Origin of the sequence: Sphingobium sp. B11D3B, assembly GCF_025961735.1 — a bacterium.
Lineage (GTDB): Bacteria > Pseudomonadota > Alphaproteobacteria > Sphingomonadales > Sphingomonadaceae > Sphingobium.
Map to the genome: position 1 here is coordinate 2,008,315 of NZ_JAOQOF010000001.1, position 13,396 is coordinate 2,021,710.

The following is a 13,396-nucleotide window of genomic DNA, read 5'->3' on the forward strand; positions in this document are numbered from 1 at the left end:
TGCGTGTGAAGTGCTGGAGGCCCGAGCCGGAATCGAACCGGCGTATACGGATTTGCAGTCCGCTGCGTCACCACTCCGCCATCGGGCCTCGGGGGTGGTCGAGGGAGCGCGGCTAGCTCAATTCATTCGGCAACGCAACTTGCTTTGCGCCATGACGGACGGGACAGGTGCGCAGACTGCGTAGGGGCATTAAAAAACTTTTCACTGTGCGGTGCAAAAAAGCTAGAGAGGCTGGCAAAGCCAATTACTGTATTGCTCATACAATACAGCCATGTCATCAGGGAGCTTATGACCGAGCAGACTTTCAAGGCGATGCGCCGTGCGATGGTGGAAAGCCAGTTGCGCACCAGCGACGTCAACGATCCTGTGATCCTCGAAGCGATCCTCGCCGAACCGCGCGAACTCTATGTACCGCAGGAGCGGCGCAGCGCAGCCTATATCGATCGGGCCGTGCCGCTGGCCAATGGCCGGGCGCTCAACCCGCCGCTCGCCACCGCGCGCCTGCTGGTCGAAGCCGCCCCCCGTGCGGGCGAGAAGGTGCTGCTGGTGGGCGCGGCGACCGGCTATGCGGCGGCGCTGCTGGCGCGGCTTGGCTGCACCGTGGTCGCGATCGAGGACGATGACGCGCTGTTCGCCCACGCCAAGGCTGCGCTGGCCGGTCACGCGGGCGTCACGCTGCAGCAGGGACCGCTGGCCGCCGGCTTCGCGCAGGGCGCGCCTTATGACCTGCTGTTCGTCGATGGTGCCATCGAGGAGCTGGACGAGACGCTCGTCGCGCAATTGCGCATCGGTGGCCGCGCGGTGTTCGCACGGCTGGAGCGCGGCGTGACGCGCCTGTGCATCGGCACGCGTACCACCGGCGGCTTTGGCGCACGCGCCTTCGTGGACTGGGAGGCCGTGCCCCTGCCCGGTTTCGCCCGGCCCAAGACCTTCACATTCTGACCCGGAAGCCTCGACCGCTTATGCTCATCCGCCGGACCAAGCCCCTCGCGATGCTCGCCGCTCTGCTGAGCACCAGCACCCTCCCCGCCCAGGCCGAGACGCTGCAGGAAGCGCTGGCCGCGGCCTATCGGGACAATCCGACGCTGACCGCGGCGCGGGCCGGCCAGCGGGCGACGGACGAGAATTTCAACATCCAGAAGGCCAATGGCTTGCCGGATGTGGGCGTCTCCTCCACCTATAACGAGTTCGCTCATGAGCGCCCGCTCAATCGGCTGGCGCCCTCCCGCTCGCTCACCACGCTGCTGAGCGTGAGCGTGCCGGTCTATTCCGGTGGCCGGGTGCGCAATGCGCTGGCCGGCGCGCGCGAGCGGATCGAGGCCGGGCAATATGATCTGCGCGCCACGGAGCTCTCCATCTTCTCGCAGGTGGTGGCGGCCTATATGGACGTGATCCGCGCGGAGTCCGTCGTAGGCCTCAGCCGCAACAATGTGCAGGTGCTCGAGGTCAATCTGCGGGCGACCAACAATCGCTTCCAGGTCGGCGATCTCACCCGCACGGACGTCGCCCAGTCCGAGTCGCGCCTTTCGCTGGCCCGCGCGGACATGCAGACGGCCGAAGCCTCGCTGATCGAAGCGCGCGAGCGCTATATCCAGCTGGTCGGCCACGAGCCGGTCGACCTGCAGACCCCGCCGCAATTGCCCGGCCTGCCCGCGACGCCCGACGAAGCTGTCGACGTCGCCATGGCCCAGAATCCCGATCTGCTGGCGGCCCGCAACATCCGCGAAGCCGCGGCCTATGACGTGCGCGTCGCCAAGGGCCAGCGGCTGCCGACGGTCTCTGCCTTCGCCAGCGGCCAGCATTATACCGATCTCGCCTCCCGCGGCGGCGCCAACGAGGCGCAGGACAGCGGCCAGGTGATCGTCGGCGCACGCCTTTCCCTGCCGCTCTATCAGGGCGGCCGGCCCGGCGCGCAGGTCCGCCAGAGCCAGGCCTATCAGCAGCAGGCGATGGAAACCGAGACCGCCGTCGAGCGCAGCGTGATCGCGCAGACCCGCTCGCTCTATTCGAGCTGGCAGGCGAGCAACGAAGTGATCGCCTCCAACCGCGTGGCGGTGGATGCCAGCGGCCTCTCGCTGCGCGGCGTGCGCGCCGAAAACAGCGTGGGCACCCGCACCATCCTCGATATCCTGAACGCAGAGCAGGAGAGCTTCATCGCCAGCGTCCAGCTCGTGACGGCAGAGCGCAATGCCTATGTCGCGGCCTTCTCGCTGCTGGCCGCGATGGGCCGGATCAACCCGACGGACTTCGGCATCGCGCCCGAGCAGGTCATCAACCCGGCCGACAACTTCCAGCGCGTGAAGGGCAAGTGGTTCGACTGGGACGATGACGCCAAGCCGGCGCCCATTTCGTCCCGCACGGTTGACTCTGCCGCCCAAAACGCGACAGTAAACGCTTCAGACACCAACTGAGCGCAGGAACCATGATGGGGGCGATGCAGAACGAGCCGTCGATGGAGGAAATTCTCTCTTCCATCAAACGGATCATCGCCGAGGAGGACGGCCTTTCCGCGACACCGCGCGTGCCGCGCCGGGCCGCCATGGCGAGCGTGAGCGCCAGCCTGGATGACCAGATTCTGGAGCTGACGGACGCGCTGCCCGGCGACAATGCCGACGGGGCCGAGAGCGACGACTCGCATGAGGAGCCGATGATGAGCGCCCCCGCCAAGCCCGCCCCGGCCGCTGTGGAGCAGAAAGCCGAGCCGAAGAGCGCCGAGTCTAAAAGCAAAGCCACCGCCAAGCCGCGCGCCGCTGCAGCGTCCGCCGATGGCGCGCCCGCTGTTTCCACGACGGCCTCCACGCTCGTCTCGGACGAGAAGGCCCGCGCTGCCCGCGATTCGCTCGTCAACCTCTCGCGGCTGCTCATCAGCCCGGAAGACAGCCAGCCCAACACGGTCGAAGGCCTGGTGCGCGAGATGCTGCGCCCCATGCTCAAGGAATGGCTGGACGAGAACCTGCCCGGCATGGTCGAGACGATGGTGAAGCGCGAGATCGACCGGATCACCGGCCGAGTATGATGGCCGGGCCGCGGCCCTCCATCGCAGCGGTTCGGCAGATTTGAGAGCGGCAGTTCTGGCTCGCAACATCAGATAAGCATCTGAGCGTCACCCGACGACCGCATTCCCTTTCGGATGGAACAGCCAGTGCTCCTGCGAAGGCAAGAGCCCAGGGCGCATGGCACCGTCCTTCCCCGCCCTGGACTCCCGCTTTCGCGGGAGAACCATGAAGGAAAGGTCGCGCTGCACCCTTCCATAGCTCTCCCCTGCTCGCCCGCTGCCGCACCCACTGGCGCGGCGCGGCAAGACTGATTAAGGCCCCAGCCATGACGAACACGCCCATCACCGAGCTTGCAAAGACCTTCGATCCGGCCGCGATCGAGGCGAAATGGTATCCGCATTGGGAGCAGACCGGCCAGTTTCGCCCGGCCCGCCCGGATGCGCAGCCCTTCACCATCGTCAATCCGCCGCCGAACGTCACCGGCAGCCTGCACATCGGCCACGCGCTCGACAATACGCTGCAGGACATCGTGATCCGTTACGAGCGGCTGCGCGGCAAGGATGCGCTGTGGGTGGTCGGCACGGACCATGCTGGCATCGCCACGCAGATGGTCGTCGAGCGGCAGATGAACGCGAAGGGCGAGAAGCGCACCGATTACACCCGCGAGGGCTTTGTCGAGAAGGTGTGGGAATGGAAGCATGAGAGCGGCGGGACGATCACCGGCCAGCTCCGGCGGCTGGGCTGCTCAATGGACTGGAGCCGCGAGCAGTTCACCATGGACCCGCATTTCACCCGCGCCGTGGTGAAGGTGTTCGTCGATCTTTACAATCAGGGGCTTCTGTATCGCGACAAAAGGCTGGTGAACTGGGACCCGGGCCTCAAGACCGCGATCAGCGACCTCGAGGTCGAGACGCGCGAGGTCAAGGGCGGCTTCTGGCACTTCAAATATCCGCTGGCCGATGGCGTGCGCCTCGATGGGCCGGGCGTTGAGGGCCAGGACTTTATTGAGGTGGCGACCACCCGCCCCGAGACGATGCTGGCTGACATGGCCGTGGCGGTGAACCCGGGTGACGCGCGCTACCAGTCCGTCATCGGCAAGCATGTCATCCTGCCGATCACCGGCCGCCGCGTCCCCATCGTCGCTGATGAGCATGCCGATCCGGAACTGGGCTCGGGCGCGGTGAAGATCACGCCGGGCCATGATTTCAACGACTTCGAGGTCGGCAAGCGCGCCGGCATCGCGCCCGCGCAGATGCTGAACATGCTCGATGCGCACGCGAATGTCGTCCAGACGGCCGACGGCCTCGTCCCCGCCGACTTCATCGGGCTGGAGCGCTTCGAGGCGCGCAAGCTGGTGGTGGAGCAGCTGAAGACGCTGGGCCTCCTCATCCCCCACGTCACCCGCGACAAAGAAGGCAACGAGACTGAGCACGACGCCGAACCGCGCACGATCCAGACGCCCTATGGCGACCGCTCCGGCGTGGTCATCGAGCCATGGCTCACCGACCAATGGTATGTCGACGCCGCGACGCTGGCCAAGCCCGCCATCGAGGCGGTGCGCTCGGGGGCGATCGAGATCGTGCCGAAGAGCTGGGAGAAGACCTACTTTAACTGGATGGAGAACATTCAGCCCTGGTGTGTGAGCCGGCAGCTGTGGTGGGGGCACCGGATTCCGGCTTGGTTTGACGAGGATGGCAATGTCTTCGTCGCCGAGACCGAGGAAGAGGCGCAGACCAAGGCGGGCAATCGCAAGCTTACCCGCGATGAGGACGTGCTCGACACGTGGTTCTCCTCCGCGCTGTGGCCGTTCGCGACGCTGGGTTGGCCGGACGACGCATCCCCTTCTCCGTTCGGTTCGAGCGAAGTCGAGAACCCGAAGGACAGCGCTGGCGGTGTCTCGACTTCGCTCGACACGAACGGTGGGTTTGGTGCGGGCAGTGCGCGGTCACTGGTAGAGCGCCATTACCCTAACGATCTCCTCATCTCCGGCTTCGACATCCTGTTCTTCTGGGATGCGCGCATGGCGATGCAGGGCATTCATTTCATGAAGGAGGTGCCGTGGAAGCGGCTGTACCTTCATGGCCTCGTGCGCGCCGCGGATGGGCAGAAAATGTCCAAGTCCAAGGGCAATGTGGTCGATCCGCTCGGGCTTATCGACCAATATGGCGCCGATGCGCTGCGCTTCTTCATGGCGGCGATGGAGAGCCAGGGCCGCGACGTGAAGATGGATGAGAAGCGCGTCGAGGGCTATCGCAACTTCGCCACCAAGCTATGGAACGCCGTGCGCTTCGCCCAGTCGAACGGCATCGGCGCGAGCGAGAGCGTTGCCGCGCCCGCCGCCACGCTAGCGGTGAACAAGTGGATCATCGGCGAAGTCGTCAGCACCGTCGCCGAGCTGGACAAGGCGCTGGCGGACCTGCGCTTCGATGCCGCCGCCAATGCCATCTACCATTTCGTGTGGGATCAGTTCTGCGATTGGTATCTGGAGCTGATCAAGGGCAATATCGACGCGGAGACGAAGGCCGTCGCCGGCTGGGTGATCGACCAGATTCTCGTCATGCTCCACCCGTTCATGCCGTTCATCACCGAGGAGCTGTGGCATGCGCAGGGCGCGCGGCCCTATGACCTGATCGTGGCGCAATGGCCGGCGCCCGCCGCGCAGGTGGATGCGCAGGCCAGCGCGGAGATCGACTGGCTGATCCGTATGGTGAGCGAAATCCGCACCGCCCGCGCCGAACTGGGCGTGCCGCCGGGCGCCAAGCTCACCGCCATCGTGAACGAGGCCAATCCGCAGACGCGCGGCCGGGTCGAACGGCTCACCCCTGCCCTCTCCCGTCTCGCGCGCATCGAGACCTGGCAGTTCGACGGTGAGGCGACCGGCGGCGCGGCACAGGTGGTCGTGGACGAAGCGACTGTGGTCCTCCCGCTCGAGGGTGTCATCGACATCGAGGCCGAACGCGCTCGGTTGACAAAGTCCCTTCATGCCGCGCAGAAGGAGGCCAAGTCGCTCGAGGGGCGCCTCGCCAACCCGGCATTTGTCGAGAAGGCCAAGCCCGAAGCGGTCGATAAGGCGCGTGCCGACCATGCCGAGAAAGTCGCGGAATTCCAGCGTCTGGAGGCTGCTCTGACGCGTCTTGGATAAGGACGTGGGCACGAAGCGATGAGCGAGACTCCATCATGGGACGATTCGGGGGAGCGGCGCCCAGCCGCAGACCCCGATGCGGAGGCGCTGGTCGAGGATAGTGGCCTCGTGCCCGGCCCCCGCCATATCCGTGGCGGGCGGGACCTGACGAGCGGGCCGATCTTCGGCACGCTGGTGCTCTTCACCCTGCCGACGCTCGCTTCCAACATCCTCCACACGCTCAACGGCTCGATCAACTCGATCTGGGTTGCGCATTTTCTGGGCGAAGCGGCGCTCGCGGCCACCGCCAATGCGAACATCATCATGTTCCTGATGTTCTCGCTGATCTTCGGCTTCGGCATGGCGGCCAATGTCGTCGTCGGGCAGGCTTTCGGGCGCGGCGACCTGCGGGCCGCGCGCCACGCTTTCGGCTCGGCGATCGGCTTCTGCCTCGGCATGGCGTTCGTCATCGCCATCGGCGGCTTCCTGTGGTCGGACCGCATCCTCGCCTTGCTCTCCACGCCGCCGGAGGTCTTCCGCCTCGCCCGCGCCTATCTGCACTTCGTTTTCCTCGGCCTGCCCGGCGCGATGATGTTCGTGATGCTGATGATGGGCCTGCGCGGCAGCGGCGATTCCATGACGCCCTTGTGGTTCATGATCCTGACCGTCCTGCTGGATATCCTGCTCAACCCGGTCTTCATCCTCGGCCTTGGCCCGGCGCCGGAAATGGGGATCGCCGGCTCGGCCTTCGCCACCGCCGTCGCCAATTACGGCGGCCTGTCGGCGATGATCGCCTATATCTACTGGCGCGACCTGCCGCTGCGGTTGCGCGGGGCTGAGTGGGGCTATCTCAAGCCCGATTGGGCGCTGCTGCGGATCGTCGCCGGGCGCGGCGTGCCGATGGGGCTGCAGATGGTGATCTTCTCGCTCTCCACGCTGGTCGTCATCGGCTTCGTCAATCGCGAGGGCACCACCACGGTAGCCGCCTTCGCCGCCGCCCAGCAATTGTGGAACTACATCCAGATGCCGGCCATGGCGGTCGGCGGTGCGGTTTCCGCCATTGCCGCCCAGAATATCGGCGCGGGCAAGTGGGACCGGGTGGAGCGCACCACGCTGGTTGCCGTCGGCGTCAATCTGGCGATGACCGGCAGCCTCATCATGCTCGTCATGCTGTTCACGCGGCCCATCCTCGCCCTGTTCCTCGAAGGCGGCGGCGATGCCATCGAGATCGGCCGCCACATGATGAACATCGTCAACTGGAGCTTCCTGCTGTTCAGCGTGACCACGGTCATGTTCGGCACGATGCGCGCCAATGGCGTGGTGCTGGCGCCCCTGTTCATCCTCACCTTCTCGCTGTTTCTGGTGCGGATCGGCTTCTACTTCGCCAGCTATCCGTATCTGGGCGCGGATGGGCTGTGGTGGAGCTTCAACGCCTCCGCGGCCGTCTCCTTGCTGCTCGGCTGGGCTTATTATCGCTGGGCGCGCTGGCGGGAGGCGAGCCTGGGGATGCCGGGCAGCGCGCCGGTTCACAGCGCAGGGTGAGGGCAACGATATGATGCGCGTTCTGGTCACCGGCGGCGCAGGCGGCATCGGCCTCGCCATCGCCCGGCGCTTCCATGCCGAGGGGCATCGCGTGCTGATCGGCGATGTGGACCGGGACGGCATCGGCAAGGCCCTTGCCGCGCACCCCGGGATGATCGGCGCACGGTGCGATGTGTCGCAGGTCTCCGAGATCGACAGCCTGTTTGAAGCTGTCTCCGCGCATCTGGGCGGGCTGGACGTGCTGGTGAACAATGTCGGCATCGGCGGACCGACCGCACCAGCGGAAGAGCTGCCCAGCGCTGACTGGCGCGCGGTGATCGACATCAACCTCACCGGCACGTTCGAGGTCACCCAGCGGGCCATTCCGTTGCTCAAGGCCAGCGCCGGAACAATCATCACCCTGTCGTCCGCCGCCGGGCGCTATGGCTACCCCAACCGCATCGCCTATGCGACGAGCAAATGGGGCCTCATTGGCTTCACCAAGACACTCGCGATGGAACTCGGGCCGTTCGACGTGACGGCCAACGCCATCCTGCCCGGCGCAGTCGGCGGCGAGCGGTTCGACCGGGTGATCGCGGGTCGTGCGACCGTCAGCGGGCGCAGCGTGGCGGAGGAAACCGCGCTCGGCCTTGCATCGCAATCGCTCAAGCGCATCGTGCCGCCCGAACATGTCGCCGATCTGGCGCTGTTCCTCACGACGCCGGCCGGGCGCTCCATCTCCGGCGCGGCGCTGCCCATCGACTGCGATCTCCAGCACGGCTGAGCGCCAAATCCACCTCGGCTCCCATTGCAGGGAAACACCGGTCCACCTACATTGGCGAGGTCTTTTCCGGGTTTTTCCTCAGGGAGTTGAAGACGTTGAATATGATGAAGACGGCCATGCTGCTGGCAGCGCTCACCGCGCTGTTCATGGCTCTGGGTTATATGTTCGGCGGCACAGGCGGCGCGATGATCGCGCTGCTGGTCGCGGCGGGCATGAACCTGTTCACATACTGGAATGCCGACAAGATCGTCCTGCGGATGCACAATGCGCGCGAGGTCGACATGGCCTCCGCGCCGGATTTCTACGGCATGGTGCGCGATCTCGCCCGCAATGCCGGCTTGCCCATGCCCCGCGTCTACATCGTGGAAGACGCCAGCCCCAATGCCTTCGCGACCGGCCGCAACCCGCAGAATGCCGCCGTTGCCGCCACCACTGGCCTGCTGCACATGCTGGACCGCGATGAAGTCGCGGCGGTAATGGCGCATGAGCTCGGCCATGTCCGCAATCGCGACACGCTGGTGATGACCATGGTCGCGACCATTGCCGGCGCCATTTCGATGATCGCCAATTTCGCGCTGTTCTTCCGGGGCGGCAATGGCAATGGCGGCAATCCGCTCGCGGCGATCCTCGCCGTGCTGGTCGCGCCCTTTGCGGCGATGATCGTGCAGATGGCGATCAGCCGCACCCGCGAATATGGCGCGGACAAGGCCGGTGCGGAGATCAGTGGCAATCCCCATGCGCTGGCATCCGCTCTCGCCAAGATCGCCGGCGCGGCGCAGCGCCGCCCGACACAGGCGGTGGCGCAGAACCCGGCGGCGGCGCAGCTCTACATCGTGCCGACCAGCGTCTCCGAGCTGTTTTCGACCCACCCCAGGACCGAGAAGCGCATTGCCGCGCTGCAGGCCATGGGACCGGGCAGCAGCGCGCGCCCGGCGGCCGTCCGTCGTGGGCGCTCGGCGCTGGACCCGCTCGCACGTGACTGAACCCCTGCGCCACGCGCCGGATGCCGCCGTGCTGGAGCGCCTGGCGCGTCAGGCCATTGCGGCAATGCCGGCGCTGTTCCGGCAGCATCTCGATGGCATTGCGATCCAGATCGAGGAATTCGCCGAGCAGGATGTGCTCGATGAACTGGGCATCGAAGACCCCTGGGAGCTGACCGGGCTTTATCAGGGCCATGCCTTGACCGAGCAGAGCATCTGGTCATCCGGCGATCTGCCGCCGATCATCCGCCTCTACCGCCGCCCGCTGCTGGAGGAATGGGTGGATAGCGGCGTCGCGCTGGATGCGCTGATCGCCCATGTCATCGTCCATGAGGTGGGCCACCATTTCGGCTTTTCCGACGAGGATATGCACGCGATTGAGGAGGGATTGGGGAGCTAAGACACCCCTTTTTGTGTTCCTGCGAAGGCAGGAACCCAGGGCCCAACGGACGGCCATCGCCGCCCTGGGCTCCTGCCTTCGCAGGAGCACTGGTTTAGGTTGGAGTTGCGCGCCCGCTCAGCGCCCCTGATTACGCCAGCGGTTGATCGTGCGTTCCAGAATTTCCTCCTCGCCGCCGGTCTGGCGCCACAGGTCGGAGAAGACCGGGTCCGCCGAAGCGGGACGGCGGGCGGCTTCGAGGTCGTCAAAGGCGACGCGGATCGGCACGGTGACGCCCTCGCCGCAGACGATGCACTCGCGGTTGCGCAGGGCCGGGATCGAATCGAGGAAGCCGCGCGAGCCCTCCGGCATCGCTGCCTTCACGAAATGCTGATCGCGCTCGTTGTTGAGGCGCATGGCGATCAGCGTGCCGCATTGCGAGAGCACGCCCTCGGCAAGATCGGACGGGCGCTGCGTGATCAGCCCCAGCGACACGCCATATTTGCGCCCTTCCTTGGCGATCCGCTCGAGGATCTTGCGGACGCTCTGCCCGGCCTCGATGTTGCTGGAGGGGATGTAGCGATGCGCTTCCTCGCAGACGAGCAGGATCGGCTTCTGTTCCTCGTCCCGCGCCCAGATGGCGAAATCGAAGATCAGCCGCGCCAGCACCGAGACGACGACATGGGTGATCTCGGACGGCATGGCCGAGGTATCGACGATGGAGATCGGCTTGCCCATCGCCGGCAGACGGAACAGCTTGGCGAGGAAATTCTGCATGGAATCCGCCACCAGCATGCCTGAGAACATGAAGCTGAAGCGCGGGTCCGCCTTGATCTCGTCCAGCCGGGTGCGCAGGCGCAGATAGGGCAGCGAATTGGTGCTCTTGTCGAGCTTCCCCATCTCATTGGCGAGGATCGCGGCGAGATCGGAGAGCAGATAGGGCACGGGCGAATCGACCGTCAGCCGCCCGATGCCCTCCGCCAGCCGGCTGCGGCCGCGCGCGGCGAGCAGGCACTTGGCGAGAATGTCGCAATCCTGCGCGCGCTCGGGGCCCTTGGAAGTGACGAGCACTTCGCAATGCTCCTCGAAGTTCATCAGCCAATAGGGCAGCTCGAGATTGCTGGTATCGTAAACCGCGCCATTGCCGGCGAAGGCCGCGCCATATTCGCCGTGCGGATCGATCATCACGATATGGCCCTGCGGCGCCATGTCGCAGATGCGGTGCAGGATGAGCGCAGCGGATGTGGACTTGCCGGTGCCGGTGGAGCCGAGCAGCGCGAAATGCTTGCCGAGCAGCGCATCGACCAGCAGCGAGGCGCGCGTGTTGGCGGTGGGGTAGACCGTGCCGATCTCGATCCGCGCCTGATCATGGGCGGAATAGATCTCCAGCATGTCCGGGCTGGAGACGGGATAGATGGGCGTGCCGGGCACCGGGAAGCGCGTGACGCCACGGCGGAAACGGAAGATGCGGCCGGTCAACTGCTCCTGATCGCCCTCCCCGACAAAGTCGATATCCGCGAGGATGTGCGTCGCGGAGCGGGAATCGAGCGCCAGCGTGCGCACCGTCGCGACGATCCAGCAGGCGCCGACCCGCATCTTGAGCTGGCTGCCGACCTGCCCGCCCATGGCGATGCTGGGGTCGCTCTCCCCCGCCAGCTGCTCCATGGCGGCGATGTCGAGCAGGATTTTGGCCGAGCCGCCGGATATCGCGGAGATGACGCCGATCTCGATATCCGAAAAATGCGGCCGCACGCCGGGCTGCGCCACGGCATCGACCGGCACCGGCTGGCCATCCAGATCCCTGCCAGAAAAATAGTTCACCGCGTCGCTCCCACCTGTGGCCAGGATGCAGGGCGTATCGAATATGCGTAAACAAATGCCTGCGCCGTGGGCGCGGCTTGGGCTCAGCGCATCTTCACGCGACCTGCGACGAAGCCGGCGAACATGCCCATGGCGAGCGCCGAGAAAACGGCGACAAGGCCATAAGCCACGCCATGTTCCTGCGCGAAGACGCCGATGTCGCGCTCGAAGCCGGTCTTGTGCACCTCGATCTCGCGCACCGCGGCGGCGAGCACGCGGCCATTCTGCACAAGAAAGGTCTCGGCGGTGTAGGTGCCGGTGACCACCCGGGCGGAGAGCGGCAGGCGCGCGCGGTACAGCACGCCATCGGTGATCTCGACCGCTTTGGGCGCTTCCAGATACAGCCCGCTGCGCGCACGCAGATCATTGAGACCGCTGGCGAACCGGCCGATCTCCTCGGTATCGCTGAAGGACGCGGGCGAGAGCTGCAGCTTGCTCAGCCCCAGCTCGTAGATCGCGGCGGTGCGTTCATCGACGATCTGGTCGATGGGGCGCGAGGACGCCACGGCGTAGAAGCTGGGCGCCGAGCGGAACGCGATGCTGTCGGCATTGACCCACATGCCGGCGAGCTTGCGCTTCTCGCGCACGGTGATCGCCTGGCTCGGGCCCTTGAGCACGACGATGATGTCGACCGGTTCCTCCGGCACGCGCCCACCGGGATAGAGGATCGCGCCGAACAGCAGCAGTTCCGCGCCGGTGAAACTGAACTGGATCTCGACCGTGCGTTGCGAAACGTCTGGCACGAGCTGCGGCGCGGCCCGCTGCGCGCTCGCCGGGGCGCCGCCCAGCAGCGCCAGCGCCACCACCCAGGGGGCGATGCGGGCGATCACTGGACAACCACCGAGTAGATCTCGTCCGGCCGCCAGCCAAGGCCCAGCGCCATGCGGATGGCGATGACCAAAGCGATGAAAGCCAGCGCGACGCGCAGATATTCCGGCCGCGCTCGCATCGAGATGCGGCTGCCGATCTGCGCGCCGGTCACGCTGCCGATGAGCAGCAGGAAGGCGAGGACGAGGTCCACCGCATGGGTGGTGGTGGCGTGGACCATCGTCGTGAACATCGTCACGAACAGGATCTGGAACAGCGACGTGCCGATGACGATCTGCGTCGACATGCCAAGAATGTAGAGCATCGCGGGCACGAGGATGAAGCCGCCGCCCACGCCCATCAACATGGTCATGATGCCCGAGAAGATGCCGAGCAGCAGCGGCGCCAGCGGCGAAATGTAAAGGCCCGAAGCATAGAAACGCCAGCGCAGCGGCAGCGCCGCCACCAGCGGGTGGTGCCGCCGCTTGCGCGCGGCCTGCCGCTGCCCGCGCCGCGCCATCACCAGCGCATGGATCGATTCCCGCGCCATCAGCATGCCGATCGAGCCGAGCATCAGCACATAGAGCACGGCGATGGTCGTATCGATCTGGCCCATGCGCTCCAGCACGCGATAGATCACCGCGCCCAGCGCCGCGCCGATGGCACCGCCAACGACGAGCACGGCGCTCATCTTGAGATCGACCGTCTTGCGGCCGAGATGGCTGAACACGCTGGAGACGCTCGCGCCCATCACCTGCGTGGCCGAGGATGCGGCGGAAACGGTCGGCGGAATGCCGTAGAAGATCAGCAAGGGCGTGGTGAGAAATCCGCCGCCCACGCCGAACATGCCCGAGAGCAGGCCGACAAGGCCGCCCAGGCCGATGATGACCAGGGCGTTCACCGACAGGTTGGCGATCGGCAGATAGATGTCCATGTCGCCCTCGGTAG

Annotated in this window: 11 protein-coding genes and 1 tRNA gene; 8 read left to right on the forward strand and 4 right to left on the reverse strand. The window is 66.1% G+C overall.

Annotated features, from left to right (window positions below; genetic code table 11):
* Positions 1–14: 14 nt before the first annotated feature.
* A tRNA-Cys gene (locus M2333_RS09425) sits at positions 15–88 on the reverse strand.
* 200 nt (positions 89–288) lie between these two features.
* Between M2333_RS09425 and M2333_RS09430 the strand changes: the two genes are divergently transcribed.
* The 8 genes from M2333_RS09430 (at position 289) to M2333_RS09465 (ending at position 9,802) form a co-directional block, all read left to right on the forward strand.
* Positions 289–942 carry a protein-L-isoaspartate O-methyltransferase family protein gene (locus M2333_RS09430; protein WP_264611584.1) on the forward strand — a complete coding sequence of 218 codons (654 nt, stop codon included), beginning with the start codon at positions 289–291 and terminating at the stop codon, positions 940–942.
* Positions 943–962: 20 nt separating this feature from the next.
* Complete coding sequence (locus M2333_RS09435) at positions 963–2,411, forward strand: TolC family outer membrane protein (protein ID WP_264611585.1); 1,449 nt, start codon at positions 963–965, stop codon at positions 2,409–2,411.
* Between the two features lie 23 nt (positions 2,412–2,434).
* Positions 2,435–3,016, forward strand: a complete 582-nt coding sequence (locus tag M2333_RS09440; protein ID WP_264611586.1) for a DUF2497 domain-containing protein — start codon at positions 2,435–2,437, stop codon at positions 3,014–3,016.
* Between the two features lie 305 nt (positions 3,017–3,321).
* Complete coding sequence (locus M2333_RS09445; protein WP_264611587.1) at positions 3,322–6,138, forward strand: valine--tRNA ligase; 2,817 nt, start codon at positions 3,322–3,324, stop codon at positions 6,136–6,138.
* Between the two features lie 18 nt (positions 6,139–6,156).
* Positions 6,157–7,659: an MATE family efflux transporter gene (locus M2333_RS09450; RefSeq protein WP_264611588.1), complete on the forward strand. Its 1,503-nt coding sequence runs from the start codon at positions 6,157–6,159 to the stop codon at positions 7,657–7,659.
* Positions 7,660–7,669: 10 nt separating this feature from the next.
* Positions 7,670–8,422: an SDR family oxidoreductase gene (locus M2333_RS09455; protein WP_264611589.1), complete on the forward strand. Its 753-nt coding sequence runs from the start codon at positions 7,670–7,672 to the stop codon at positions 8,420–8,422.
* Between the two features lie 104 nt (positions 8,423–8,526).
* Positions 8,527–9,405 carry a zinc metalloprotease HtpX gene (htpX, locus tag M2333_RS09460; protein WP_413716523.1) on the forward strand — a complete coding sequence of 293 codons (879 nt, stop codon included), beginning with the start codon at positions 8,527–8,529 and terminating at the stop codon, positions 9,403–9,405.
* Positions 9,398–9,802, forward strand: coding sequence for a metallopeptidase family protein (locus M2333_RS09465; protein WP_319801306.1), 405 nt, complete (start codon positions 9,398–9,400; stop codon positions 9,800–9,802). The genes htpX and M2333_RS09465 overlap by 8 nt, the downstream gene beginning before the upstream one ends.
* 117 nt (positions 9,803–9,919) lie before the next feature.
* Here the strand turns inward: M2333_RS09465 and M2333_RS09470 are convergent, their stop codons facing one another.
* The 3 genes from M2333_RS09470 to M2333_RS09480 all read right to left on the reverse strand — a co-directional run bounded on the left by M2333_RS09470 (position 9,920) and on the right by M2333_RS09480 (position 13,382).
* Positions 9,920–11,446: an ATP-binding protein gene (locus M2333_RS09470; protein ID WP_264612602.1), complete on the reverse strand. Its 1,527-nt coding sequence runs from the start codon at positions 11,444–11,446 to the stop codon at positions 9,920–9,922.
* A gap of 239 nt (positions 11,447–11,685) precedes the next feature.
* A complete protein-coding gene (locus M2333_RS09475) occupies positions 11,686–12,471 on the reverse strand; it encodes a TIGR02186 family protein (protein WP_181558918.1) in 786 nt (261 codons plus the stop codon).
* Entirely contained in the window at positions 12,468–13,382 is a 915-nt protein-coding gene (locus tag M2333_RS09480) for a sulfite exporter TauE/SafE family protein (protein ID WP_181558917.1), read from the reverse strand. The genes M2333_RS09475 and M2333_RS09480 overlap by 4 nt, the downstream gene beginning before the upstream one ends.
* Between the last annotated feature and the right edge of the window lie 14 nt (positions 13,383–13,396).